The 26373-nt window shown below is 56.7% G+C and carries 19 protein-coding genes, 1 tRNA gene and 1 pseudogene; 11 read left to right on the top strand and 10 right to left on the bottom strand.

The window, feature by feature from the left end; translation table 11 throughout:
- Window positions 1–44 precede the first annotated feature (44 nt).
- Window positions 45–3509, bottom strand: coding sequence for a membrane-targeted effector domain-containing toxin (locus tag FW800_RS05405; protein WP_446437158.1), 3465 nt, complete (start codon window positions 3507–3509; stop codon window positions 45–47).
- Between the two features lie 316 nt (window positions 3510–3825).
- Here FW800_RS05405 and FW800_RS05400 point away from each other — a divergent pair, with 316 nt between their 5' ends.
- On the top strand, window positions 3826–4020 hold the full coding sequence (locus tag FW800_RS05400; protein ID WP_005788056.1) for a hypothetical protein: 195 nt from the start codon (window positions 3826–3828) through the stop codon (window positions 4018–4020).
- A gap of 15 nt (window positions 4021–4035) precedes the next feature.
- Here the strand turns inward: FW800_RS05400 and FW800_RS05395 are convergent, their stop codons facing one another.
- On the bottom strand, window positions 4036–4416 hold the full coding sequence (locus FW800_RS05395; protein ID WP_032875618.1) for a fe2+ zn2+ uptake regulation protein: 381 nt from the start codon (window positions 4414–4416) through the stop codon (window positions 4036–4038).
- A 237-nt stretch (window positions 4417–4653) separates the two neighbouring features.
- Between FW800_RS05395 and pvdQ the strand changes: the two genes are divergently transcribed.
- Both pvdQ and FW800_RS05385 read left to right on the top strand, forming a co-directional pair.
- The gene (gene pvdQ, locus FW800_RS05390) at window positions 4654–6933 is read left to right on the top strand and encodes a bifunctional acylase PvdQ (protein WP_446437157.1); all 2280 of its coding nucleotides are present in this window, start codon (window positions 4654–4656) and stop codon (window positions 6931–6933) included.
- Between the two features lie 214 nt (window positions 6934–7147).
- Window positions 7148–7221: transfer RNA gene (locus FW800_RS05385), tRNA-Cys, on the top strand.
- Between the two features lie 277 nt (window positions 7222–7498).
- Here the strand turns inward: FW800_RS05385 and FW800_RS05380 are convergent.
- The gene (locus FW800_RS05380) at window positions 7499–8461 is read right to left on the bottom strand and encodes a LysR family transcriptional regulator (protein WP_122732911.1); all 963 of its coding nucleotides are present in this window, start codon (window positions 8459–8461) and stop codon (window positions 7499–7501) included.
- A 111-nt stretch (window positions 8462–8572) separates the two neighbouring features.
- On the opposite strand from FW800_RS05380, the pseudogene FW800_RS05375 reads away from it, so the two are divergent.
- The 7 genes and pseudogenes from FW800_RS05375 to FW800_RS05345 all read left to right on the top strand — a co-directional run.
- Window positions 8573–8651: pseudogene (locus FW800_RS05375) on the top strand (hypothetical protein); the annotation flags it as partial.
- 121 nt (window positions 8652–8772) lie between these two features.
- Window positions 8773–10092, top strand: coding sequence for a serine hydrolase domain-containing protein (locus FW800_RS05370; protein ID WP_122732879.1), 1320 nt, complete (start codon window positions 8773–8775; stop codon window positions 10090–10092).
- 303 nt (window positions 10093–10395) lie between these two features.
- A complete protein-coding gene (locus FW800_RS05365; RefSeq protein WP_446437156.1) occupies window positions 10396–11148 on the top strand; it encodes an alpha/beta hydrolase in 753 nt (250 codons plus the stop codon).
- 529 nt (window positions 11149–11677) lie between these two features.
- Window positions 11678–12616: a DUF481 domain-containing protein gene (locus FW800_RS05360; RefSeq protein ID WP_241092099.1), complete on the top strand. Its 939-nt coding sequence runs from the start codon at window positions 11678–11680 to the stop codon at window positions 12614–12616.
- Window positions 12617–12744: 128 nt separating this feature from the next.
- The gene (locus FW800_RS05355; protein WP_199803501.1) at window positions 12745–13725 is read left to right on the top strand and encodes an MBL fold metallo-hydrolase; all 981 of its coding nucleotides are present in this window, start codon (window positions 12745–12747) and stop codon (window positions 13723–13725) included.
- 586 nt (window positions 13726–14311) lie between these two features.
- Complete coding sequence (locus FW800_RS05350; RefSeq protein WP_446437155.1) at window positions 14312–15037, top strand: DUF4377 domain-containing protein; 726 nt, start codon at window positions 14312–14314, stop codon at window positions 15035–15037.
- A 193-nt stretch (window positions 15038–15230) separates the two neighbouring features.
- On the top strand, window positions 15231–15398 hold the full coding sequence (locus FW800_RS05345; RefSeq protein ID WP_216091436.1) for a hypothetical protein: 168 nt from the start codon (window positions 15231–15233) through the stop codon (window positions 15396–15398).
- A 62-nt stretch (window positions 15399–15460) separates the two neighbouring features.
- Here the strand turns inward: FW800_RS05345 and FW800_RS05340 are convergent, their stop codons facing one another.
- The gene (locus tag FW800_RS05340) at window positions 15461–15706 is read right to left on the bottom strand and encodes a hypothetical protein (RefSeq protein WP_032875609.1); all 246 of its coding nucleotides are present in this window, start codon (window positions 15704–15706) and stop codon (window positions 15461–15463) included.
- Between the two features lie 552 nt (window positions 15707–16258).
- On the opposite strand from FW800_RS05340, the gene FW800_RS05335 reads away from it, so the two are divergent.
- Window positions 16259–17242 (top strand): GlxA family transcriptional regulator, encoded by a 984-nt coding sequence (locus FW800_RS05335; protein ID WP_446437195.1) that lies wholly within the window; start codon window positions 16259–16261, stop codon window positions 17240–17242.
- Here the strand turns inward: FW800_RS05335 and FW800_RS05330 are convergent.
- The 6 genes from FW800_RS05330 to FW800_RS05305 form a co-directional block, all read right to left on the bottom strand.
- Window positions 17235–19169: a pepsin-like aspartic protease gene (locus FW800_RS05330; RefSeq protein WP_446437154.1), complete on the bottom strand. Its 1935-nt coding sequence runs from the start codon at window positions 19167–19169 to the stop codon at window positions 17235–17237. The two genes, FW800_RS05335 and FW800_RS05330, sit on opposite strands and share 8 nt — an antisense overlap.
- 144 nt (window positions 19170–19313) lie before the next feature.
- A complete protein-coding gene (locus tag FW800_RS05325; protein WP_446437153.1) occupies window positions 19314–20672 on the bottom strand; it encodes an MFS transporter in 1359 nt (452 codons plus the stop codon).
- A 21-nt stretch (window positions 20673–20693) separates the two neighbouring features.
- Complete coding sequence (locus FW800_RS05320; protein ID WP_446437152.1) at window positions 20694–21515, bottom strand: aspartate/glutamate racemase family protein; 822 nt, start codon at window positions 21513–21515, stop codon at window positions 20694–20696.
- A 30-nt stretch (window positions 21516–21545) separates the two neighbouring features.
- Window positions 21546–22436 carry a hypothetical protein gene (locus FW800_RS05315; protein ID WP_446437151.1) on the bottom strand — a complete coding sequence of 297 codons (891 nt, stop codon included), beginning with the start codon at window positions 22434–22436 and terminating at the stop codon, window positions 21546–21548.
- A gap of 65 nt (window positions 22437–22501) precedes the next feature.
- Window positions 22502–24160 (bottom strand): hydantoinase B/oxoprolinase family protein, encoded by a 1659-nt coding sequence (locus tag FW800_RS05310; RefSeq protein ID WP_446437150.1) that lies wholly within the window; start codon window positions 24158–24160, stop codon window positions 22502–22504.
- A 12-nt stretch (window positions 24161–24172) separates the two neighbouring features.
- Window positions 24173–26251 carry a hydantoinase/oxoprolinase family protein gene (locus FW800_RS05305; RefSeq protein ID WP_446437149.1) on the bottom strand — a complete coding sequence of 693 codons (2079 nt, stop codon included), beginning with the start codon at window positions 26249–26251 and terminating at the stop codon, window positions 24173–24175.
- Window positions 26252–26373 lie beyond the last annotated feature (122 nt).

Here is a 26373-nt window from a genome sequence, read left to right as displayed (position 1 = left end):
CGCACATTCGAGCGACACACTGTCGCTCGAAGCGCAGGGCAGGGTTAAACCTGAATAACCAGGTCACCTGGCAAGTCTGTGGGGGAGAGAGGGCTTCGTACGTTGGGCGAAGGTTTGTCGAACACCCCGATACTGATGCTGCCTGTCATCTCGGCCAAGCCCGGAACACCCTCAGTGGTATTCATGTGTGATTGACCGACCAAGGCAAGCCACTTTTCCGTTCCAGAGTTGGCCTGGATCACTTCTGACGCATAGTAATTGAACTCTTCGAGGCGTTGCCTGGAGCCGAACCCTGTCGCGGTGCGGCCTAGTTTTGCGTCTTTATGCCGGGTTAAATAATAGTGATCAAGCGGCAACACTTCGATGCCATGCAACTCGAATTTGGCTTTGAGCTCGTCAAATGTCGGTTGGGTGCGAGGGAGGGCGGGATTGGCAAGGTTGCCGATGCCATCATCGACAATGCCCTTGGGAGGTAAGTCGATGACGCCTTCGAAATAGATCTTCTTCACCCCCTCCTGTTTGAATTTCTCAACGTTGTCGAAGAGCAACTTAAAGCTGGCCATCTCTTTATGGGACTCTCCGAACACGATGCCATTGGAAACTTTCAGTGCCTCTGTGATCACTTCGGCTGCGGGCGCGGTCTTGGAGATTTGCGGCGCCACTATGCGTGGTGGCAGGGCGCCCTCTTTGATGGCGTCGTAGGTCTCGTACATTTCCTCGATGAATTTTTTCAGGGTTTCATCTTTGCCGTCACCGCGCAGGAAGTGCCCTGGCTCCAGTTTCCCTTTCATGCTTTCTACATAGCTGCCTTTGGGCAGCTCCTTTCTTGTGACTTTGCTGCTGATCCTGGGACGTGTAGGTCGACCTATCGGGTCGAATCGATGCGCTTGCGGATGACTCGGGGCGTATGCCACAGGCATGTAAGTATGCGTCGGAACGAACCCCTCGAGAGGCGGGCCGTAAGGCTCCCGGGTGCTCGCATCCACGGCGTACCATTTGCCCTCATGTAGAACGGCAGAGGCTTCCAGGTTTTTGTCACCACGCTTGAACAGGCCGATAGCGACATCATCGAAGGCCGCGCCTGCCTCGACCAGATCGCTGCCCCTGGCCATGCCTCGCAGGCGCTGTATGCCGTCACCGGCGGCGCCGGCACCTGCCAGAGCCAGTTTGCCGGCGCCCACCGCCGCATCGCCTAAACCACCCAGCGGATTGAAAGCGCTCAAGACGTCGGCGCCGATTATTCGAGTGGCGCGCGCCAGTTTGCTGATGGCGTTGCTGGTTTTATGCGCGCCCTTCAGCAGTTTTGACGCGGTGCCCACGCCGGCAGTGAGAAAACCGAAGACGTCAAATGCCAGATCGACAGCCGCATCTTTATAGTTGCCGTTACGCCAATTGACGATGGCCGTTCTCAGCGGAATCAGGTCGAGGATAAATTCGCCGATGGTATTGAGGGTGTCACGGTTCCTTTCCGTAGACGTCCTACCTTCTGCTTGCCGCCTGACGGCGTCACTGTCGATGCCCTGCGCGTTGACTATCATCTGGGCGATGTCGTGGATGCGTGGGTTTTTGAATGTATTGACAGGGGGGGCTTCTCGGGTCTTTTCGATACCCAGATTATTCAGGTTCTTGCTGAGTGGGAGCGCTTCGATCTTGGTGACTTCATTGGCTATGTATTCATCCGCTGCGATGCGTCCCGAAGAAGCTTTTTTGATAGTCGCGGTGATCGGGTCGAACTCGTAAACGTGTTTCTCGCCCTTGAGCTCTGCTTGCATCAATACTTTTGGGCTGGTGTGGAACAGTTTGTTTGGCCAAAACGGAATAGGGGAGCTGCGGTAGGAGTTCTCTTGATAAAAACTCAACTTTGCGTTGTTTAAAATGTGTCGATCTGCGACGGGCAACTGGGTAATGGCATTCATCCACGCGTAATGGTGGATTTTTTTACACTGGGTCGTCACTTCAGCGAACTGCTTATCAAATTCCCCTGGGACGTTGAAGTGTGGGCTGCGCGTGAAAAGAGCGACGGCACCCAGGTTGACGCCCTTGGTGTTATTGCGGATCACCCAGTCGTTGGTGTTGATTTTCAGCCCTTGCATGGTGAGCTCGCGCAGCGAGTAGAGAGGGCCGAAGCGTTGGCCCTTGAGCCCCATCTTGTGATAATTCAGACAAAAGAGTTTGTCATCCAGAGGAAAGTCATCACCCAAGTGCTGCTTGATTCGTTCTTGTGCCATTCTTTCTCGATTCGGCAAGGGCTTGTCGAGCAAAGCGGACGCCTCTTTCAACGCTTCATGTTGAGCATTGAAAGCTTTGCGGGCGTACTCGAAATCCTCCGCGGTGTAGTGTGCGTCGTCGAGGCGGTAAATCACGTCGTTGGCCACACACCAGTCAATCAGTGCATTTTTCTTTGCCGCTTCACTGGCTGGGTATTGCGACGGGTCTGCGCACATCACTTCGGCGAAGCTCATGTTCATCGTCCTGCCGGGCGTGTGGGCTTCGATACCGGCCACCGCGATACATAAGTTTGCCCACGCCTGGCTGTGGCAACGTACTGACGCTGGAATGTCTTTGATCAAAAACTGGGGGGCGACCCGCATCAGCAGCAACCGGGCTGCCAGCGCGGCAGTAGCAGGGGAGGTACGGCCAGTGCTGCTCAGGTGATTGGCAAGGGCCTCAACCACGGAGGCGGGCGATGAGTCCCTGTGGATTTCGACGCCCAAATCAAAGCCGGCCACTATGTTTCGATTGGATTTTTGATCCAGCGCTTCAGGGTCGAGGCTCAAATGGATGGTCGCCAGCACATAGTCATTGGCGCTGCTGCTTGTGGCAATCCCGCCCACACTGGCTTGAACCGCGGCGCCTAGCGCTGCGGCTTGCGGTGAGTCGAGCAGTTTCTCCAGCGCGGCAGCAGGGTCTTGCATCAGTTGTGGAGACAGGGTGACGGCGTTGGCAAGGTAGTCCAGGGCGCCGACGCCAGGCTTGGGCAGTGGCAAGCCTGGCAGATTCGCGCTATTCGACGCGATGACATTGTAGGCCGTGCGCTGATGTTCAATGCTTAATGGCAGCGTCCAGGCCAGAGCACCACTCAAGTTGCCCAATGGGTGCTTCTGGACGTGCTCGCAGAGGTTCTGGGCAAGCTCCTGCAGCTCTACTCGGGTCTTGGGATAGTAAGGGCTTGCTGCTTTGATGAGCGATTCGAGGCTGGCGGTGCGTGGGGACGCATCGGCGGACGCAAGCGTGAGATGGGTGGACAGAAAATACGCGGCCAGGGCCTCTGGTGTTGCGTCTTCGGGCAGTTTCTCCAGCGCCGTATCGAGGGCCTTGGCAAGGTTATGCAGCTCCTGGCGGTCGCTTAATTTTTTTCTCAGTGTCTGGCGTCCATCCGGCAGCGCTGGCTCAGCGGTGGCGGTGGTATCGCCCACCTGAGCGTCAACATCTGGCGGTGTTTGAGGAAGGTCGGTAGATAGCGGCGAAAGTCGCAAATTACGAAGTGGGGCAGCATGTTGAATGTTCACAGTCACTCACCTTTCAGGCATGGAAACGTCAACGCTCCAAAAGGCTACATACCTGTAGCCTGAGCGCACTGATTCGTGTGCGCTCTGGGCATTACGGTTCCCGCATGGCTACCTGTGGTGTGTGAGAAATCAAGTCAGCAAGACGCGAGAAGATTGCCCTCTCAACGATTAAAACCGACGGCCCGTGTGAGCGCCGAACAAGCCAAAATTTTTGATCGCCTGTAACATGAGACGCAGCCGACCCGGTTCGTCCCGATTTTCGGGTATGTGCGGCGAAACACAGCGGATACATTCTTTAAGGTTCAGGAACTTCGTCATGACCCAAAAGCAACGCTTGAAATACTCGATTCTGATCGCCCTGGCCGTGCTGGCCTCGATGTTCGGCCTGTCCTACCTGCAGAACATTGGCGTGATCAGCGAAAAGACCTTCCAGTACCTGGCCATTGCGATTGCCGTGGTGGTAGTGGTGATCAACGGCATCATGCGTCGCAAGGTCAAGCCGCACTTCTGATCAGCGCGGCGTGACTCAGGCGCGACCTTCGAGCACTTTGGCAGCCTCTTCATGGAGGCTGTAGCTTTTATCGGCATTGAGGGTGATCACGCCCTCGCTGCACAGACGCTTGAGCACCTCACGCACACTGAGAAACGACAACGGGATGCCCAGCTCCAGCAAGTGGCTGTGCACGCCCCGCACCCCCAGGGTGCGCTGATTGTCGGCGGCGTTGAGGAGGGCGTCGATGACCTTCAGCCGAATCAGGCTGGTGCGCAGACCGAAACACTTGAGCAAATGGCGAATGCGCTGGTTGCCCTGCTGTTCGGGCGCCTTGCCAAAGCCTTGTGAACCGTTGCCATAGTTGGCCTCGGCTGTCGGTGAATGTCCATCCGTGGGCACTTGCGGGTTGTACATGCAAAAACTCCTTATCAGAGCCTGATCAGGAAAATGATGGTGCTCTTATTCAATAAGACGAACGAGAGAGCAAAATCATGAAGTGCCGAATGTAGAAAATTTGTCGGTATCAGGTTTGTCACACTGTCGCCGGCCTGGATAAGCCCCGTTCGTGGCTAAATTCTTCCCGGTTAATTGCGTCCTTACGGTGGGGTAGTTGTATCTACCGAGGGTATTCAATTTGACTGCGGGGTCTGCGTGATTATTTCCAACGGGTTGTTCAGGGGCTGCGTGGCAGGGGTGTTGCTGGGGCTGAGCTTTGCGGCGTCGGCGCGCGAGCATGTGGCTCAGGCGTCGGCCGATATTCGCCGTACCACTTACGGCGTGCCACATATCCGCGCCAATGACGAGCGCGGCCTGGGCTTTGGCATCGGTTACGCGTATGCCCAGGACAACCTGTGCCTGCTGGCCAATGAAGTGGTCACGGTGAACGGCGAGCGCGCGCGCTATTTCGGCCCCGAGCAGGCAACCCTGGAGGAACGCAACAACCTTGCCAGCGATGTGTTCTTTACCTGGCTCAATACACCCGGCGCGGTGCAGGCATTCTGGCGTGCGCAGACCCCGCAGATCCGCCAGCGTATCGAAGGCTACGTGGCCGGCTATAACCGCTATTTGAAGGAGCAGGGCGCGCCCGCACAATGCCAGGCGGCGTGGGTACGACCGCTGGTTAAAGAGGATCTGGTCAAACTGACGCGCCGGTTGCTGGTAGAAGGTGGCGTTGGCCAGTTCACCGAAGCCTTGGTGGGCGCCACGCCGCCCCAAGCCATCGCCGGTGTGCAACCCGGCGCGCAGGCATTTGCACAGGCCGCCGCGCATCAGCAACGCTTCAGCCTCGACCGGGGCAGTAATGCCGTCGCGGTGGGGCGTGATCGTTCTTTCAATGGCCGTGGGATGTTGCTGGCCAACCCGCATTTCCCATGGGTGGGTGGCATGCGTTTCTACGAAATGCACCTGACCATCCCTGGCCAACTGGATGTAATGGGTGCCGCACTGCCAGGTTTACCCGTGGTGAATATCGGCTTCAACCAGCACGTGGCGTGGACGCATACCGTAGACACCTCCAAGCATTTCACCCTGTACCGACTGACCCTGGACCCCAAGGATTCCACGCGCTATATGCTTGACGGCAAGTCCGTTGCCCTGGATAAAACCATGCTGACCGTGCAGGTCAAACAGGCCGATGGCAGCCTCAAGGACGTTGCCCACACCGTCTACAGTTCGCAGTTCGGCCCCGTGGTGCAATGGCCCGGCAAGCTGGACTGGGACAACAAATACGCCTTCAGCCTGCGCGACGCGAACCTGGGCAACGACCGCGTACTGCAACAGTGGCATGCCATGAACCGTGCGGGCAGCATCACTGAGCTGCAAACTGCGGTGCACTCCCTTCAGGGCATCCCATGGGTCAACACCCTGGCTGCCGATGATCAGGGGCAGAGCCTGTACATGAACCTGTCGGTCGTACCCAACGTCAGCGCCGCCAAACTGGCGCAATGCAGCGACCCACGGGCCGGCCTGCAAATGATCATGCTCGATGGCAGCCGCAGTGCGTGCGCCTGGGACATCGACCCCAAGGCTGCGCAAGCAGGGATCTTCCCGGCGGCGCAGTTGCCGCAGCTGCAACGCACCGACTATGTACAGCACTCCAACGACTCTGCCTGGATGGCTAACCCCGAGGCGCCGCTGAGCGGGTTCTCGCCGGTGATCAGCCAGGACAATATCGGCCTGAGTCCACGCGCACGTTTCGCCCTGCAACGCCTGCAATCCCTGGACAAACAGCCGATCAGCGTCAGCGACCTGCAAAACATGGTCATGGACAACGAGGTGTACCTGGCGGGCCAAGTCATGCCGGACCTGCTCGATTTTTGCGCCAAGCAACTCGGCACCGACGCCGCCGCGCTCCAGCCACTGTGCACCAGCTTGAAAACCTGGGATCGGCGCGCCAACCTCGACAGCGGCATCGGCCTGCTGCACTTCATCAACCTGATGCAGCACCTGCAGCAAACTCCCGATGCCTGGCGTGTCGCCTTCGACCCGGCCCACCCCCTGACCACGCCCCGCGGCCTCGCCATTGATCGCGCGCCGGTGGCCGCCGCCCTGCGTGAAGCCATGCTGGCCTCCAGCGCAGACGTCAACCAACTCGGCCTGAGCCGTTGGGGTGAGATCCAGGTCAGCGGCCAAACCCCCATCCACGGCGGCCCGCAAGAACTGGGTGTCTACAACGCCATGCAAACCGTGCCCCGCGAAGATGGTAAGCGCGAAGTCATCAGCGGCACCAGTTACCTGCAAATCGTCACCTTCGATAACAACGGCCCCAACGCAGTCGGCGTGCTGGCGTTCTCCGAATCCAGCAACCCGGCGTCCCCTTACTCAAAGGACCAGACCCAGGCCTTCTCCGAGAAAAAACTGCGCCCGTTGCCGTTCACCGACGCTCAGATCAAGGCCGATCCGCAGTACCAGCTCCACACCGTCAAGGAGTAGGGCAGACCCGCAAGCCCTTGATGCCAGAGCAGAATATTTTTTGAAATCAAGGGGTTGCAGGCATAGGCAAATGAGTACATAATGGCGCCCATCGAACGCAATGAAGCATTAAAAACTTCAATGTATTCAATGAGTTAGAGTAGAGGCAGGCTTCACATAGCCCACTCCAGTTTGTATGCGGTGAATGTCAGCGACAAGGGCATTGATCGTTTGAGGCCGAGTAGCAAAATGGTTATGCAGCGGATTGCAAATCCGCCTACGCCGGTTCGATTCCGACCTCGGCCTCCACTCTTAGAAACCCCGTAGATTAACGTCTACGGGGTTTTTTATTGCCTGTGATTTGAGAAGTGTTCCGCAACCCTACTCATTGTTGATCGCAATGAGGGGGCAGAACAATGCCAGGGGAGGGTGTGGTTGGCCTTTTGCTCCAGCAGATTGATCCATGTCGAAAGCAGCCTCCAACTCCCCCCAGCCCTGCATACAACGGAGGGGAAAGAGAGAAAGTTCGGTTCTCATGCGGGCCAGCGCGTCTTTTGCTCAGATGGAACTCGACCGTAGTCTGAAGTTAGTTTGAGATGACCGCTGGCTGAGTTACGACAGGCAGGCGTCTTTCTGCCTCGTCGACGATCAGTGCGATGGTTTTTCTGGCGATGGGTGACAACGTGCGGCCGGCATGAAACACGATGGTTTCCGGGATATAGCGCAGATGTATGGGGATCGCGGGCTGGATTTTTTGGATTAGATCAATCAGCACCCCACTCTCCAGATCAGGCGCTAGCCAAGATTGCCAAGTGAGCAGTAGGGCGTCGCTAGTCAGCGTGGCCTGACGCAGGCAGTTCAGCTCATTGCACACCAATGTCCACGGCAGCAGTGTCGTCGAGGGCATTCCGAATAGCGCCCGGGCGTGCACGTCGTCCGTGGTCACGGCAGCCCACGGGTAGGCGAGTAGCTGCTGATACGTCACTGGCTCGACCTGTCGAGCCAGTGGGTGCTCGTGGCGACAGAAGATAGAGGCCGGTTGTGGCGGCAAACTCCGAACGTCAAAGCGTGGGTCCACCCCCTGTTCGACCCGCACGCTCGCTACGACAAACTCGATGTCTTCCCGGGCCAGTTGGTTGGCCAGGTGATGCCAGTAATTGACCTCAGGGGTCACCACCAGCTTGGGCGAACTCTTGCGCAAGGCCAGCAGCACGTTGGGAAGGGTGGTGTTGGCGGTCATCATGCCGACGCCGAAGTTGAGTTCACCTCCCTGCCCCCCGGCGATGTCGCTGGCCTCCGCGACCAGTTTGTCGGCGCACGCCAGCATCTCGCGTGCCCGAGCAATGAGCTGGTGACCGGCGAATGTCAGCGTCACTGAACGGGTGTCCCGATCAAACAGGCGTACCCTCAGGTCTTTTTCCAGCGATTGGATGCTACGGCTGAACGCCGTCTGCGAAAGATGGGCTCGCTCTGCGGCCCGGGAGAAGTGTAGTTCCTCTCCAAGCAAGACCAGGTGACGAATTCGCTTCAAGTCAATTAAGTCGCTCAATGCATCAATCACTCTTCATATTTGCATTGGACGGTTGTACCTCACTCCCAGAAACTTCGCCAGAGTTTGCGCTTGGTTGGCAGCCTGTCCGTTTGCGTTTCGATGTCCTGAAACGATGACGGCCGGCTCAACTTTAAAAAAGAGTGAGACCTTCTCGAAGATCTTCAAAGGCATTCACGATCTGCAATTGAGTACAGAGCTCCGTGGTGATCTTGCGGCCTTAGGCCTAATTGGTTGCCGTGAATGGAAAAGGCCTGCCGGCCACCCGATTGCGACGCAATCCGAGAATCAAGCGTGCGAAGGAGACAAACATGCAAGTGAAAATAGACGCTCTGCAAACCTTGCTGGGCAGCGCGACCCTGTCATCTGCCCAGGCTCAGGCTGATGTCCAGCCGCAGTTCCTCAGCGCCGACGCCAGCGATCCACAGGTCATAGGCTGGATGCAAGGTTCACCGCCGGTGCCGGAAAAGGTCGTGGGGTTCAGCAGCATCCTGCAGTTCCCGCAGACGCGCTGGTCGTTCTCGCATCTGCGCGAGCTGTTGCCAAGCGTGCAGGTCGCGCGTGGAAAGGGAGCAGCCAGCCCGTTACCTCGCGCCGAACGCGAAGACATCGACGCCCTGGTCTTCACTCCACTGGGCAGCGACCGCACTATGACCTGGGAACAGTCATTGAAGGCCAACTACACCGATGGGATCCTGGTACTGCACCGTGGGCAGGTGGTCTATGAACGCTACTTCGGCGCGTTGACTGATCAGGGCCAGCACATTGCGATGTCGGTCACCAAATCTTTTATCGGCACCTTGGGGGCGATGCTGGTCGAGGAAGGTAGTATCGACCCACAGGCGAAGGTCAGCCACTACGTTCTGGAGTTGAAGGACAGTGCATTTGGCGATGCCACGGTACGCCAGGTAATGGATATGACAGTCGGTGTTCGCTACTCGGAAGACTACGCCGACCCCAAAGCGGAAATCTGGGAGTACTTGCGAGCCGCCCATATGACACCGCGGCCGGAGGGATACGCCGGCCCTACCACGGTGACCGAATACCTGATGAAACTGCGCAAAGAGGGCGAGCACGGTCAGGCCTTTGCTTACAAGACGGTCAATACTGACGTTTTGTCTTGGGTGATCCAGCGCGCAACGGGGAAACCCATCGCGGTCAATCTACAAGAGCGCATCTGGAGCAAGCTGGGTGCCGAGCAGGACGCCTACTTGATCGTCGATGAAGTGGGTACCGCGTTTACCGGTGGCGGTTTCAACACCTCGTTGCGCGACTTGGCCCGTTTCAGCGAGATGATGCGCCTGGACGGCAAGTTTAACGGCCAGCAGATCGTGCCCAAGAGCGTGATCGCGGATATTCGCGGGGGCGCCAGCCAGCAAGACTTCGCGAAGGCGGGCTATGAGCTACTGCCAAACTGGAGTTATCGCGACATGTGGTGGGTGTCCCACGACACTCATGGCGTCTACTCGGCGCGTGGGCTTCACGGACAAAGCATGTATATCGACCCCAAGGCGAAAATGGTCATTGTGCGTTATGCCTCGCATCCCCTGGCTCGCAGTTCGAACTTCGATCCGACTACCTTGCCCGCCTATCGAACGGTGGCCAATCACTTGATGGCCAACTCACTATAGTGCGATGAAAAGCGGTAATAGCAGGCATTGGAGAATGGGCGGTAGTGTTCCGCGATGTACCGTTCGCCAATGCTGACTCGTTGATCAGCGCAGGTCTGAACGATTACTTATTTAACTTTTATATTTATACTGGGTGATACTGTGGGCTCGCTAACTAATCCTCAAAAGCCTAGTTTTAGAAGTCGCGCACTGATAGCCTATCTTTTGTTGATCAGGCGAAAATCAGTTTATGGCTCCTTGGACAAAGTGCTCAAGAGTTTTCGAAAATCACGAGAGCAGGGTCCTGCAAGACCAACTATTAAAATGCACAAAAAAATCTCTATCGAACTCCAGATAGTTGATGGTATCGAGATCTACAGGCTAGCCCCTAAAGATGACCAAGCAAACTCCAAACATATTTTCTATCTTCATGGTGGTGCTTACGTTTGGCCTATCACATTTCTGCACTGGCGCTTCCTTCAAACGTTAGTTGAAAGATATGGCTATATTATTACAGTGCCGCTCTACCCACTTGCACCAGAAACTAAGTGTAAAATCGTTATTCTTCGAATATTATCTATATATAAGCTTGCTTGCTTTAACGCACGACGTCACGCAATAAATGTAATGGGCGATTCAGCTGGCGGCGGCCTTGCAGTTGCCCTCTGCTACGCGTTAACAGACATCGGATGTATTCAACCTACAAAACTAGTATTGATCTGCCCATGGATGGATGTCACTTTGAGTAACGAGTTGATATCAAGAACGGAGAAGTCAGATCCAATGCTCTCCGCGAGAGGTTTAAGAGCGGCCGGCATGATGTATGCGGGAGGTCTCGGCACGGACCACGACTACGTAAGCCCGATTAACGGAGATCCAGAAAATCTACCTCCGATCCTTATTTTCGCTGGCACGCGCGACATTGCTCACCACGATGCAATCAATTTCTCTGAGAAAACGTTGGCACTCGGAGGTGAGGTTCAGTTGCATATAGGGCGAGGAATGATTCACGTATGGCCAATCTTCCCGATACCTGAAGCGAAACAAGCCATGGATAAAATAGCTTGTTTTCTTTAGCGTAAGTGCGAGTGCCAACTGTCAATTAAATCTGGCGTTCATGCAGAAGGTGGGAAAGCACACGTGAAAAAGTTCATTTTATCGCGGCGTTAAACGGCGCCCGTGTAGATAGGGTTTTCACCAATCGCTGTCCAGCTTCCACATGGATTACCTTATAAGATGATGACTATCCACCGTGCATCGCCGGCACCAATTTGGCAGCAATCAAAGAACGCACAGGCATTGTTCGCTTTGCCGATAAGCTTGCCTTTGAGATACAAAGAGTGAGCGCTTTTAATAACTATCCCCCTGGCTAAATAGCTTTATTTAGATACTAAGATCTCGCGGCTAACGACGGCATTGAAATTGCGATGCTGACTTCATGCTGCAGAGCGAACGGAGGGCGGTTCTTCGAACGTAAAGCACGGTAATTGTACTATATGGTAGGTATCCCAAGCGCGGTAGGTTCGTCATGCGATTAGCGGCGGTGATGTTATCGTGCCATGTCTGCGTGAGCGTTCTTTCACCATGCGCATCTGCGGACAATGTAATGCTGAAAAATGGTGACCATATCAGCGGAGACATCATTTTGATGGAGGGCGCAAATCTTGTTCTAAGTACGAGTTACGGAGGCGATATAACGATCAGTAAGGACCAGATTCAAACTTTGGAAAGCAAGCAGCCGCTCATGGTAAGGCAAGTGGGCCAGACACAAGGAGCGGTTGAATCGATTCGGGCCGGTCCGCGAGGTAATGTGCAGCCTGCTGTAGGCGTTGGTTTGAATTTCGTCGACCTTAATAATATCGATCAGATTATGAAACCCCAACCCGACCTCAAGGCTGCAATCTGGAAGGGGAATATTGACCTTGCGCTTCATGCTGAAAAGGTTAAGACAGAGAAGGATAATGTTAACCTGGCAGCACAAACAAGTTTTGTCAGTGGCCCTTGGCGCCATAGCGCGATTGCTCACGTCCGCGAAGACGACGATGAGGTTGCAAGTACGGCAAACTGGAGTGCCGAGTACTCTGTGATTCGTTTCCTCACCGATAGATGGCTTTGGGAAGGCGGCTTGAGTTACAAAAAAGACCAGATCGAAAACCTACAAACTAGGCGAAAAATTGGCACCGGTCCCGGCTACCAATTCTGGGACGATCAATTAGGCAACTTTACCGTTGTTGCACTGCTAAATCGTATGCGATTCGGGTACTCAGGCGGTGGCAGTAATACGTTTTACTTCACATCTGCCCGCTGGGACTTCAAACGATATCTAGTCGGAAGAAAGTTTGAATTTTTCGCATCGGGTGAGCTGGGAAGGCCGCTCAGTGATATAGCATACTATGCTTATGACTCTGAGCTAGGTTTGCGTTACAGCGTCACAGAATGGGCTTCCTTAAATTTGAAGTACGAACACGCAGTAGTCGCGGGTAAGTCCGATAATAGCAACTTGGACAGTGCTAGATATACAGCCGGTTTTGGTGTGAACTGGTGATGTATATTTTGGCTGCATCCACGATGCTGAGGCCGGGCGTACTATTTCCTAGCGGCTTAGATACAAAAATTTAGATCCGCCTATGCAGGCGAGCGATGCCTGTCCATTTCAATATCGGGAGATGAAGCGTGAGTCGTAGCAAAAAAATGTTGGGCTGTGCATTTGTTATTGCAGTGGTGGCAGGGGCGCTCTGGGGGGCATGGAAATTTTCATCACCCTCGGTTCAACCCTTTGCTTCGCTAAGACCGCAAGGCGGTCAAGGATCTCCGGACTTGACGGTGCGTTTTCTGGGGGCTGGCACATTGAGCTTCGATGATGGGGAGACAGCAATCATGGAGGACGGTTTTTTCTCACGGCCCAGTATTTTTTCGGTGCTACTGACGCCTATACAGCCTAATGAGCAGCGCATCGATGCGAGTTTGCGCGGCGCTGGCATTTCCAAGCTTGCAGCGATATTCGTCGCGCACTCGCATTACGACCATGTCCTGGACAGTGGCTTGGTGGCTCTCAAAACAGGCGCTACCATATTGGGTACAAAATCGACTGCCAACGCCGTTCTGGGTGCCGGATTACCTCCTGAGCGTATCAAGGTAATCAAAGACGGAGATTCTTTTTTGTTTGGTCAATTTCAAATCAAAGCCTTCGAGACCCCGCATTCACCACATCCCACCTCACCAGGCTTCATAGATCATCCGCTGCACACCCCTGTCCCGGAGGGGGATTTCAAAGTTGGCGAAAACTTCTCATACCTGATCACTCATGGCAGCCGCCGTCTTCTGGTGATCGCCAGTGGTAATTACAGTCCAGGCAAGTTCAAGGATGTCAGGGCAGATGTGGTGTTTCTCGGCATCGGAACTTTAGGTAAACAAACCCCGGAGTTTGTCGCTCAATATTGGCAAGAGACGGTTGTCCAGACGGGCGCTAAAATCGTGATCCCGATCCATTGGGATAATTTTTTTGAGCCCTTGGACCAACCGTTGACCGCTATGCCGCGCATACTGGACGCTTTCGATCAGAGCATGGCCATGTTGCTCCCCCTGGCACAACGGGACGCTGTGAAGGTGCAACTGCCTGTCGCTTTCGCCCCTATCGATCTAGATGCCCGGTAGACATCGAATAGGCCCGCCACACGGTTGGCCTACGGAAGCCACCGCCAAATTATGAGAACGCAAGGACCTAATTTTCCTGGAGAAATACGGGGGCGTCCAAAAAATAGCCCTATGTGCTCGCCCTTGTGTCGGTTGCAGGCAGCAGTAATCAGCCGATGCCGAGTTGTGGGAGAAACCCGGCGCCAGTCACCAGGATGTTGTTGCGTCCATGTTGGCGTGTGGTGAAAAGAATGGCTCCGGCGTTGATCCCAAGGCCAGCTTCCAAGAGATGGCCCAGCGATTTGTATGTATGAAGCGTGCGGGCTATACCCGGCGTGACGGTTTTGACATCTGTGCATTGCACCCCAAGGAGCCGTTGAAGGCCTGTGAGTCGGCGCAATGAGGCCACGGATTTTTATTGCCTGTGATTTGGCAGCGCTTCCAGCACCCTTATTCAGTGCGTATGGTGGCAAGCGCAGGACTATGTCCGTACTTATCAAAGCTGACCGAGACAACCATGAAACAGAACATTCTTCTTGCAGCCGTTTGCGCTGTACTGATCCAGGGCTGTGCCTCCACCTCCAAAAGCCATGAGGACTCGCCCTCCATGCTCACGACTACCTCGGCTGCTGTAGCCCAGCCGGCTTTACCCGCCTATTACTGGAACCTGGTTTCGGCCAATGATGCCGCGGGTAAACCTCTCTTCGCTCTGAATAAAGGCATCGAACGCAAGCTGCGCGTTTCCTTCGGTGACAAGAATCTGAATATCAGCGGTGGCTGCAACGGCCAGTTCGGCGGCTATCAGTATCAGGATGGGGTGTTGAGAGTGCAGTCACTGGCTTCAACGCTTATGGCTTGCGACAAGAGCCTGATGGACCTTGACGCAGAGGTCGCTCGACTGTTCAAGGGCGACCTGCGTGCTGTCATCACTGGCGACAACGCGGCGCCGACGCTGCAACTGACTACCGCCAACGGCTCGGTGCTCAAGCTGCAGGGCGAGGCTACGCCGCAGACGCGTTACGGGAGCAAGGGTGAGGTCAAATTCCTGGAGGTGGCCGCCAAGACCATCAAGTGCAGTCACCCGATGATTCCTGACTATCAGTGCCTTCAAGTGCGCGAGCGACGCTATGACGACGCCGGCCTGCAACTTGCGACCCAGGATGCGTGGCATCCGCTGTATCAGTCTATCGAAGGCTTCGAGCATCATGACGGCGTGCGCACTGTACTGCGGGTCAAGCAATACGAATGGAAAAATCCGCCCGCAGACGCACCTTCAAAGGTCTACGCACTGGATATGGTGGTCGAGCAGGACGCTTCCGGGACTAGTCAGTAACCGAGACCTAAAGCCGGTGACGTTCGAGAAAATGGCCGGTTTTCGACGAGTGACATGTCTAGATCAACGGTTCCAGCTCGGTTGGGGTTGTCACGTGTGTGTTTGCCAACTACCCTGAAAATGTTTGAATTATTACAAACAATTTCGGTTTGGCTTTTTTCGGTCAAACGACTTCAGGATGAGGGACGAAAAAATGTTTTCACACGAAGGTACCGCAATAGAGCTATTGACCCTGGTTTTCGCCGTGACAGGCGTACTGTTGATTGCCTGGTTTATTCACCATCAATACGAGCTCAGGTCACGCAAGCGTGTAAAAAAACAACAAGGTGGTAATCAGCAGCCTTCCGCTCAAAACCGCTGATTGAGCATAAATCCGGGCCAGCCATTCGCGCCGGTTTCAGTCCGATGATCCGAGGCTCGGCGTCAGCCACTGGCCTCGGATCTATTGATTCTCTGGGCCTTGACTTCACTTGCGTAGGCTTCAAGCCTTTGCTGCTGAGCTGTGAGTAGCGCGCAGACCTTCGTTAACGTCGCTACGTTATTGGATGCGCCGCCAGCTGCCAATGCCGTCAGTTGCACCACCGACCAGCCGATAACCGCGCTGGCGTCTTCAAGGTCGTAGAACAGTTCCTGTTGCGCTGTCCTGGGGCCGTCGAGGTCGTCTATCAAAAGCGTGCACTCTGTGCGGGGTAAAAAGCTTAAGCGTGTAAGACAGGGTAGTCATACCGGTGCACAAGGGAAAATTACAGACAAAGAAAAGCCCGCGATGGGGGGCGGGCTAAAGGGGATGTTTTCAGGAGCTGTAGGCACAATAGGCGCACGTCTGTGAAAGCTTTGTGAAACGCGCTCCTGAATTGAAATGCGTCTACACCGGCGAAATAGTCGCCAGCATCCCGATACCAATGGTCAGCACCAAAAAGCCGAACAGGAAAATTGCCATCTTGGTCATAAGGCCTCCGAAGGGAAGGGGGGACGACAGGAATGTCGGGATGGGGCTATTGTCCGCCTGGAGCGGTTTTCAATACAGGCGCAGATAGAAAAGAAAAAACCGTATCAGATTGCCCGTTAGCGCCTGCGCCGGGGCTTTTCAAGCCAACAGTTTTTATAAAGATCAGCGCCGCCCCTGAGACAGCCACCGCATTTGCCCCTAAGATAGCGCCCACTGCATCAACAATAAGAGTGGGTCCACCCTCGATGGAAAGACGCCAGTTCAGCGGTGGCATGCAAGGCAAGAACCTGCGCTACCTCAACGATCCCTCCCGGCAAGCAGCGTTGGTGACCCGCGTCGGTTTCCTGCTGCTTGAACACTTCTCTCTGCCCGCTTTCACCCAGACCCTGGACACGCTGGTGACCGCCAATCTGTTGCGCCCCGAGCTATTTGCTTCGCGCACCTTCGGTTGGGGCGAAGGCGAAGTCATCAGTGACCTGGGCCTGGTCATCCGCCCCGATGCGAGCCTGGAACCTGCGGTCTTGCCGGACTTGGACCTGCTGGTCATCTGCGGGGGCTTTCGCACCGAACTCAAGGCCAGCGAACCCTTTATCCAGCTGTTGCGCAGCGCGGCCGAGGCGGGTGTCAGCCTGGCGGGTTTGTGGAACGGTTCGTGGTTTCTCGGTCGCGCCGGCCTGTTGCAGGGCTATCGCTGCGCCATTCACCCCGAGCACCGTCCGGCGCTGGCGGAAGTATCCAAAGGCGCCCAGGTCACCAGCGAGCCCTATGTGATCGACCGTGATCGCCTCACTGCGTCCAGCCCCTCCGGTGCTTTCCACATGGCGCTGGACTGGATCAAGAGCCTGCATGGCAAAGCATTGGTCGAAGGTATCGAAGATATCCTGGCGTTCGAAGAGTCGCGCTATCGCCGTATCAAACCCACCGAAAACGTCTGTGTCAGCGCACCGCTGCGTGAAGTGGTGAAGTTGATGGACGCCAACCTCGAAGAACCCCTGGAACTCGACCAACTCGCCGTCTATGCCGGTCGCTCCCGCCGCCAACTGGAGCGCCTGTTCAAGGAGCAACTGGGAACTACGCCGCAACGCTACTACATGGAACTGCGTGTGACCGAAGCGCGGCGCCTGTTGCAGCATACCGAGCTGTCCCAGGTGGATGTGCTGGTAGCGTGCGGGTTTGTCTCGCCGAGCCATTTCAGCAAGTGCTACAGCGCGTATTTCGGTTACAGGCCCTCGAAGGAAAAAAGGTTGGTCAAGTAGCGCGGATGAAACTCAATGGCGAAATTTTCGTTGCCAGGTACGCCTGTGCCGGCACGCCAGGAACACTTGTTAGCACAAGTAGACTCAAGGTGCTCTGTGCCAGGTCCAATGTGCCACTCAGTGTCGCAAGCGTTGCGTCCGGGGTATTGCTGACGGTCAAACTCACGGATTGAAACGCAAGCTTGCTCTTAACTGCATTGATATCGGTAAAACCGCAGACGTCGACGACTGCATCGCTAGCGCTGGATGTCAGATACCCCCGAACAACCCCAAAGCGATGCTGACGTTCAGACTCGACCGTCAGCGTCAGGGTTGTTCCATCATGGGCGATCCAGCGACCGGCCAACTCGTTGTCGACAGGTATTGATTCGATAGTGTGACCGGGGTTGGCAAGTGATGGATTTGCCACTCGACGATAAATCAGTTTGTCGATGTAGGTTCCACTGCCCGCCAAGTCTGGAAAATCACTGGACGCGATCAACAGGTGTGAGAGTGTCAGCACATCGCCTTTGTCGCCGGTACTCAGCTGCCCGCTTAACCCCGAGACCCAATTCCAACTTGGATCGCTGGTTTTTTCGTCAAGGTCGTGCCACTCGATAGCTAGCGACAGCGGCTGGTTTTCAGCGTGCGTGGCGCCTGTTTTCGATGAAAAACCGCTGATTGCGTAATGCCCAGTTGAACCTGTTGAAGATTGATAAGTGCCGAAGACTTGCTGGCCCGAGACCTGCAGGGACATCAAGGAGCCATAGTCGTTCTGCCACGTCCCCGCGACTGAGACAGTTGCGTCAGCAGAGTTCGGCAGGGTGGTCCTGCCGTTAAGCACCGTTCGTTCGCCGGGTATGAAGCGCTTCGAAGACGATTGCGTAATGATCTGAGGCCCATCAGGGCGATTAAACAACCAGATGCCCACCGGGGCCAGGGAATAAACCGTGTTAGAGCATTTCACCACTTGGTATTCATACACCGTATAGCAGTGTTCCATCACCACCGACCCCACCAGTACCAGGTCTCGAAGCCCCAGAGCATTGAACTGTGGCAGCACTTGGCCTTTCTGCGGGCCTTCTTCGATCAGGCAGTTGTACAGGTCGGCACCCAGGGTGATTTCCCCGTCGGCAAATCCCAGCACAACCTTGGGTTGGTCGCCCACGGCAATACGGGCAAGGGTTTGGCGCATCAGTGTGTCGTCGCCCTTGAACCGCGAAGAGCCGGAATCGATAGCAAACTTTATATTGGACGCCAGTTGCTCTGAGCCGACTGAATAAGACTTCAGTTCGGCTGACCAGATGTATTCCACTCCAGGCAAGGAAGTGTAGACGGACCAGGGCAAAAACAGGTGTGGGCCTTGGGTTTTCGATGGGTCGACGGCCCCCATTTGGCAGCTGCCATTGCGCTCGCGGCTGTTGTAGTCAAACGTCACAAAAGGGTAAGCAGGGTCCAACTGCCCCTCACGCATCAACGTCTGGAGCACAAACGAACTGCGACCTTCCACATACGCACTGCTGCAAGGCAAGCCAAGTGCGCCGTCCCAGTCGAGCTGTTTGAATTGCTCGCCTTCATAGGCAGCGGCCAAAAACAGCTGAGTGTCCAGGTGAGCGCCTGCAGGTGTAGTCAATACGTCTGAGGCAGACTCAACTTGCATGGTGCCCCATGGGCCAAAGCTGTAGGGCCGTCGCAGGCAATCGGTGAAACTGAAGGTGCTGGAAGCTTCTACGTCAAAACGGCCACCCGCATAATGCACACACTGATCGTCACGACAGAGCGTCGACGTGATCCAGTTGATATTAGTGCCTGAGTCGATGGCAAACTTCAGCGATTGCGCCGGCGTGCCGAGTAGGATCGTGCAATACCAGGGCGAAGCGCCGTTGTTTTGAAAGGGGCCGCGCTGCATGGGGAAAACTACGTGGCTTGGCGAGGGGGGATGGTTCATGGGAACTCCGTTTCCAAGGGGAATGTAGGCTTCCCGACTGATGTCGGGAGGGGGCTTGGAAGGTATTCAATCCGGGTTCGCTGCCGGCGAATGCCAGCAGCGTGCCTTCGGGCTAGTCGGATTCGACGGTGAAACAAGAAGGCTTCAGCGCAACACCTCGCCTTCCGTTTCGGGGATGAATATGGCGAGCACCACAGTGACCAATAAAAAACCGTTGATGATGGTGGTGGTCAGGTTGAACGAGGACCCATAGGCGATCAGCGCACCGATCAACGAGGGCGCCAGCACGTTCGCCACGCGTTGCGCGAAAATGGCCCAACCGTAGCCCACTGTGCGTAGGGCCGTGGGGTACAGCTCGCCGATCCAGGCACCCCATACTCCCCATGCCCCGAGGCTGAAAAAGGCCAGGGCGAAGTTGCTCAGGTAGAGAATCTCCAGGCTCTGGGCGTTGGCGAAGCTGTAACCGGCAAGCACTGAAGCGCCAATGAAACTCACAATGACTTTTTTCCGCCCCAGGCGCCCCGTCAAATAAGACGCGGCCATGTACCCTGGGATCATGCATAGCGCCGACAACGCGATAAAACCATAGCTTTGGGGCAGGCTCAAGCCGCGCTGTTGCAGCAACGTCGGCAGCCACGTTTGCAAGCCCCAGTAGCCCCACGAAAACGTGAAGTTGATGGTGATTTGCAGCAAACTGACCTTGAACAGGGCGCCACTGAACAAGTCTCGCTGGCGACCAGAACTCGTACGATCAACCCGCAGTTCACATTCTGCTGGTATGTGCACCGTGCCTCGACTCAATGTATCGATTGTTGCCCTGGCGTCTTCCTGACGACCCACCGACGCCAGCCAATAAGGCGACTCCGGTACCCAGCGTGCTACGGCAATCGCCCATAACCCGCCGAGCGAACTCAAGAAGATTATGGCGCGCCAACCTTGCGGCAGTAGCCACACCGTGGCGCCCAAAGCCAGCAACATGCCGATCGGCCAGCCCGACGCGAGATACACCGTCAATGCACCGCGGTGACGCACCGGCAGCAACTCCTGGAAATGCGCAAAGGTCACCACTATCATGCCCACGGCCGCAACGCCAGAGAGTAATCGCAGGGCATATAGGGTTGAATAATCGGGTGCAAACGCGCTGGCCAGGGAGATCACCCCATAAGTGCCAAGGCTCCAGGTAATCGCGCGTTTACGCCCAATCCTCTCGGCTACCTTGCCCCACGCCAACGCACCCAGCAGCATCCCGATGAACATCGCGCCGATCAGGTGGCCGACGGCGAGTGCATCCAGGGAAAACTCTGCGGCAATCAGCGGCGCGGTGTAGACGATGATCATCATTTCCCACGCTTCAATCGCAAACACACAGAACAGCACCAGACAGCACCGCAGATGGGTGCTTGTCAGTGGTACGTCTCTAAAGACATCTCCCACGTTGCGGTGTTGGGCCGCAGTACTCTGCTCCAAATGGGGCTGGTGCGGTTTCAAGGGAATATCACTCATGGTGGTGATCCTTTTTTAGGGTCAGGCTCTGACGCGATTGCCGATGGGGGCGGGGTCCTGGAACAAACCGAAGCGTTCGATTTCGGCTTCCGGTGGCGGCTCACAACTGCCCACTCGGCTCGGCCGCCAGCCGAACCTGCGTTTCATGCCCGCCATGGCTTCGGCCACTTTGAAGGCCGCCACCACCGGGTCTATCACCGGCACGCCGACCTCCCTTTGCACCTCCTCGAAAAAGCCGAATTCAATGGTGCAACCCAGGATGATTGCCTCGGCGCCGTCCTCTTCGACTGCGCGATGGGCTTGCTCGATGATCTTGCGGCGGGTTAATGCGTGGTCCTGCTGGAACTCATCCACACCCATGCCCAGCGGTCGCATTGAGGCCAACCTGTCGCCAGCACCATAGCCCTGGATCAGGGTGCGCATCTGCTCGATCCATTTGGTACGCCCGACAATGACGGAGAAACGATTGGCCAGGTGCGCGGCCACTTGCAGGCTCGCCTGGCAGGGCCCGATGACCAGGGTTCTACCCGAGATTTCTCGGGCATCCTCCAGTGCAGGATCGTAAAAACAGCCCAGCACCAAGGCATCCACACCTGAGTGTGCACAATCGCGGGCGATGCGCACCGTGCGCTCATAGGTGAGTGCCTCGTAGGCGCGGTATTCCAGGTGTGTCGGGGTTGGGGTCATATCAAACGACACCACCTCAACCTCGGTGGACGGTTGTTTGATGCTGTGCAGTAGCGCAGCGATAGGGGCGTCGAAGGTCGGGCAACCTATCGGATTGAGCCAGCGCACGATGACAGGCATGTCATGTGGCGCGAGAGTGCTTGTGGTGTCGTCCATACGGTATTCCTCATAGAAGATTGAGTGGCGCTAGAAAAACTTCACCAGTGCCATGGTCAAGCTATTGGAACGGGGCAGGTTGGCGCTGTGGTAGTAATCGAAGTTCAGGTTGCTCGACAGGTAGAACCCCTGTTTGCTGAAACCGGTGTAGGTCATTGCCGGGCCGATCTTGCCCTGGCGCGATTCCTTGAAGTCCGAAGCCGTACGGTTGTTGATGTGGTAGGCGTGATGCACACCGAGCCATAAGTCATCGCTTACCAGGTACCCGGCGGCAATGTTTGCAAACCACAGGCTGACACCGCCTTGAAGACGGGTGGGATCGCCGTTGCCAAGGTCAGTAGCGTGACGATTGCGCGCGGCGTAATGAATGCCGACCGGGGTGAAGGTGGCGGCGAAACGTCCTACGCGCAGATAGTTGGCGACGCTGAAGCTGGCACCATAGCGGTTGGCAAACGCGCCATATCCGGTGCCTTCATCGTTGCCGTTGGGAAACTCCAGCGAGAGGGTGGGGTTGACCCAGAATGTGGTGAAGTCATCGGCGCCGTACTCGCTGGTGGGTTGCACCACGTTGTAGTAATAGGCGAGGCCGACGTTGGGTGATGCAACGCCCCAGGAGCCATTGCTGCGCGTGTTGTTGGCTCCGGTGTAACCCGTATCGGCACCGACCCAGACTTGCAACTGATCACGTTGCGTTCCGGTAAAGCCGGTTTCGGAGAAGTACGTCAGGACCGTATTACTGCCCGCTCGTACGTCGCCATTATCCGTACGGTTGAACACTGGGAACGTTTCCAGCGCCCACTTCCCGGGAACCCCCGGTTGGGCGAAGCCGATGAACTGATCGCCCTGTGCCGTGGGTGTGAATCCAAAAATCAGGGCAAGCGCGGGCGCTACGCATAGATGCGATGAGTGTTGCAGTTTCATAGTGGTGCTCTCTTTTTGTTGTTGTTCTTGTAAGCCGAGCTTCAGGGCGCGCGATGTGCCTCAGGCTAAAGTGTCAGGCCGTAAACCGAGCGAGCTGTCGCGGCGTCGATATAGCCGTTTTTCAGATCCTCGCGAACGGCGTGCGGGTCTCGGCGGCTGGCGGGGCCGTACCCTCCGCCCGCGCCCGTGCGCACCCTGACCAGGTCGCCGGCATTCAAGGCGATGCCGCTGGCCATGCAGTAGCGCTCCTCTCGGCCGTCAACGCGGATGACTTCGACATAGTTGGGCGTGCCTTCGCCCCCTTGCTCCAGGCCCCACGGCGGTATGACCGAACGTGTGTAGCCGCAGGTCATGAAGCTGGCGTCGGCGCGAATCCGGTACTCGATGCATACGCCGCGGCCACCGCGGAACTGGCCGTGCCCACCAGGCTCGTCATTGAGTTCCATGCGTTCGACATACAGCCCATAGCGGGCTTCACACACTTCGGCGGGGCAGTTGTAAGTTTCGCCATGCAGCCCGGAGTAAACGGCGTTGTTGCCATCGCGGCCGGGTTCGGCACCCCAGCCGCCGATTTCCGGCTCTACCAGGGTGAACGGGCGGCCGGTGTCCGGGTGCACGCCGCCAATGATCGTGGCGCACACCGAGGCGAAATTGCCGGCGGGTAACCGCTCGGGAAATTGCTGAGCCAGACAGCGCAGGATCAGGTCGTGTACCCGGATCAGGTTCTCGAAATAAAAGCCTTCGGCAGCGGGCGGCAGCGCATCGAACAACGAGCCTGGACGTGTCAGCACCCTCAGGGGACGAAACGTACCGCCGTTGGTGATGCCCTGTGGCGCAGTCAATGCCTTGAACGCCATTTGCGCCGCGACTACCGCGCCGTCGCGACTGAGGTTGGTCGGGCCCAGACACTGGTCGGGGTTATCCCGCAGGTCGATCACCAGTTCGGTGCTACGGATATCTATGTGCACCTTGAACAGGCAGCCGTCATCTTGCGGCTCTTCAAGGCTCAGTTGCCCTTCAGGCAGCGCGGCGAGCGCCTTGAGCGAGACCTTCTCGCCCAGGTCCATGAAGTCGTTCATCGCCAGCAAAAACAGCGCCGTACCGTATTTTTGCGTGAGTTCGCGCAAGCGTGTTGCGCCGCCGCGAACGGCGGCGACCCCAGCCCAAAGGTCACCTTCCATGAAGTCTGGCATACGGGTGTTAGCGCGCAATATCTGCAAAACCGAACGGATTGGCTGGCCCTTGCTGATCAGCTTCACCGATGCCAGGCGCAGGCCCTCCTGAAAAATATCCGTGGCGTCCGTAGACAGCGAACCCGGCACTCGGCCACCCACATCGTTCCAGTGCGCAATGTTGGCGGTCCAGGCCACTAGATGACCGTCGGTAAACACCGGCATCGCCAAGACCACATCGTTAAGGTGCGTCACCGCGCCATCATGAGGGTCGTTGCTGATAAAAACATCGCCGTCTTCGATGTCCTGTGGCAACGGATAATGCTGGCGGATTTTTTTTACCGCTTTATCCAGCACACCGACAAACGCCGGGATACCTGCGCCGGAACTGGCGATCTCGCCTTGGGCGTCGGTAATGCCTGTGCCCATATCCAACACTTCGTAAATCACCGGGCTCATGGCGGCTTTGCGCATCGCGGTGAACATCTCGTCGGCAATCGCCTGGAGTGAGTTCTGGATGATGTCGCGGGTAAAAATATCGAGGTTGCTCATGGCGAGACTCCGTCAGCCGTTGATCAAGATGTGCAGGTTGCCCAGGCGATCCACCTGCACGAGGTTGCCAGGGTGCACAACCACGGTGGTACCGGCGTCCTCGACAATGGCGGGCCCGGTAAACGTCATCAGGGGTTCGAGCAAGGCATAGTCGTAGAGAGTGGCCTCGTGAATGCCTTCCTGGGCGTAGTCGACGCGTCGCCGCCCCTTGCAGGCCTCACTCACCAAGCGCCCGGTAATCGGCAACGCCTGGGGTGCCAGCTTGCCGATCTGGGCAATGGCCACCAGATGAAAACCGATGATTTCCACGGGCGCTTGCAGGCTGTAGGTGTAGTGCTGTTCGTAAAGGTGGTGAAAGCGTTGTTCGATCACCGCCCAGCCCGCATCAATGCGCTCGTGCGGGCCGAGCAGCACTTCTACCGAGTGCTCCTGGTTCTGGTAACGCAGCTTGCAATGAACCTGAACGTCGACGTGCTGAGGGGGGATGGCTTGCGCGACGAACTGTTCGCGGGCCACGCACGTTAGCTCTTCCAGGAACTGTTGCGCTTGCTCGAGTTCGCCTTGGCGGGCGGTCTCGACAAAGCGATTCATAAACAGGTCGCGGCGCAAGTCTGAAAGGGTCATGCCCCAGGCCGAGAACACCGAGGCGCTGCGCGGGACGATGACTTTTTGCACACCTAATTCCTGGGCGAGTGCCACGGCATGCATGGCGCCACCACCGCCGAAGGCCATCAAGGTCAGTTCCCGTGGGTCATGTCCGCGACTCAACGACACCAGCTTTAACGCGTTGACCATATTGTCGTTGGCCAGGCGCACGATACCGCGCGCGATCTCCTCAGCGGGTAGTTGCAAACGTTGGCCCAGGGCGTTCAACCCGCGTACAACAGCGGGCAGGTCCGCCACCATGTCGCCGCCACAAAAGTAATCGGGGTTGATGCGCCCCAACATCAGGTTGGCGTCGGTTGTGGTGATCTGCGTGCCACCGTTGCCATAGGCCGCAGGGCCCGGCACGGCACCGGCGGACTCGGGGCCGACGTGCAGCTTGTCAAAGTCGTCCACCCAGGCGACCGAACCCCCACCGTTGCCGATTTCCACCAGGTCGACCACGGGCACCATGATCGGGTAACCCGCATTGACCCTGTTACGCTCAATCCAGTAGTCGGTCTTGATCGACACTTGCCCGTTGCGGATCAATGCACACTTGGCCGTGGTGCCGCCAATATCAAGGCCCAATACGTTGGGCTCGTCAATCAGCTGCCCCAGTTCGGCCGCCGCCCAAAAACCGCTTGCCGGGCCGGATTCGACCATGGTGATGGGGGTTTCCCGCGCATGCTCCACACTGTCGATGCCGCAGTTCGATTGCATGATGTACAACGGAGCCTTGTAGCCACCGTCCCGCAAACCGTTGGCCAAGTCGTCCAGATAGCGTGCGGCGATGGGTTGGACATAGGCCGAAAGCACGGTCGTGCTGGAGCGCTCGTACTCACGCCATTCTCGGGTGATCTGATGGGAGGCCACCACGCTGACTTGCGGCCAGAGCCTGCGAACCTCTTCCAGCACGGCCTGTTCATGCGCAGGGTTGGCGTAGGCGTGCAGCAGGCAGATCGCAATGGCCTGCACGTTGTCGGCTCGAAAAGCTTCGATGATTTCGGCAACTTGCGCGAGGTCCAGGGGCTGGCGCTCCTGGCCATTGGTGTGCAGGCGCCCGGTGATTTCACGACGCAAATAGCGCGGTACGAACGGCGCCGGTTTCACCCACTTCAAGTTGAAGTAATCCGGGCGATTGGCGCGGGCGATCTCCAGCACATCGCGAAAGCCCCGAGTGGTGATCAACCCCGTCTTGACACCTCGGCGTTCGGTCAAGGCATTGATGACCACGGTGGTGCCATGGGCCAGAAAGTCTACGGTAGTAAGGTTTACGTCGGCCTTGCGGATGACATTGAGCACGCCTTGGGCGAAGTTTGGTGGAGTGGTGTCTACCTTGGCTGTACGAATCGTCTGTTCGCCGGTCGCCGGATCGTTTTCGAAATACACGAGGTCGGTAAACGTCCCGCCGACATCGGTGGCCACGCGTACTGTTTTTCCGTCCATACCCACAGGGCATCTCCTGTTGTACTTATTGTTGTTGGGGCCAGGAGAGCACCTCTCGCTGGTGTTGAGGGATGCTAGGGCGCGCTGCTCGGCTGCGGCTACGAGCAGGGTGGGTAGGTGGC

The organism is Pseudomonas sp. 910_23, from assembly GCF_052850795.1.
This window is presented reverse-complemented; position numbering and strand designations above follow the sequence as displayed.

Bases quoted from the DNA above. Each gene is read 5' to 3' on its own strand.
- FW800_RS05400 (WP_005788056.1), top strand. From the start codon at position 3,826: ATGACCCAAAAGCAACGCTTGAAATACTCGATTCTGATCGCCCTGGCC.
- FW800_RS05395 (WP_032875618.1), bottom strand. From the start codon at position 4,416: ATGTACAACCCGCAAGTGCCCACGGATGGACATTCACCGACAGCCGAG.
- FW800_RS05370 (WP_122732879.1), top strand. From the start codon at position 8,773: ATGCAAGTGAAAATAGACGCTCTGCAAACCTTGCTGGGCAGCGCGACC.
- FW800_RS05365 (WP_446437156.1), top strand. From the start codon at position 10,396: ATGCACAAAAAAATCTCTATCGAACTCCAGATAGTTGATGGTATCGAG.
- FW800_RS05360 (WP_241092099.1), top strand. From the start codon at position 11,678: ATGCTGAAAAATGGTGACCATATCAGCGGAGACATCATTTTGATGGAG.
- FW800_RS05350 (WP_446437155.1), top strand. From the start codon at position 14,312: ATGCTCACGACTACCTCGGCTGCTGTAGCCCAGCCGGCTTTACCCGCC.
- FW800_RS05345 (WP_216091436.1), top strand. From the start codon at position 15,231: ATGTTTTCACACGAAGGTACCGCAATAGAGCTATTGACCCTGGTTTTC.
- FW800_RS05335 (WP_446437195.1), top strand. From the start codon at position 16,259: ATGCAAGGCAAGAACCTGCGCTACCTCAACGATCCCTCCCGGCAAGCA.
- FW800_RS05330 (WP_446437154.1), bottom strand. From the start codon at position 19,169: ATGAACCATCCCCCCTCGCCAAGCCACGTAGTTTTCCCCATGCAGCGC.
- FW800_RS05325 (WP_446437153.1), bottom strand. From the start codon at position 20,672: ATGAGTGATATTCCCTTGAAACCGCACCAGCCCCATTTGGAGCAGAGT.
- FW800_RS05320 (WP_446437152.1), bottom strand. From the start codon at position 21,515: ATGGACGACACCACAAGCACTCTCGCGCCACATGACATGCCTGTCATC.
- FW800_RS05315 (WP_446437151.1), bottom strand. From the start codon at position 22,436: ATGAAACTGCAACACTCATCGCATCTATGCGTAGCGCCCGCGCTTGCC.
- FW800_RS05310 (WP_446437150.1), bottom strand. From the start codon at position 24,160: ATGAGCAACCTCGATATTTTTACCCGCGACATCATCCAGAACTCACTC.
- FW800_RS05305 (WP_446437149.1), bottom strand. From the start codon at position 26,251: ATGGACGGAAAAACAGTACGCGTGGCCACCGATGTCGGCGGGACGTTT.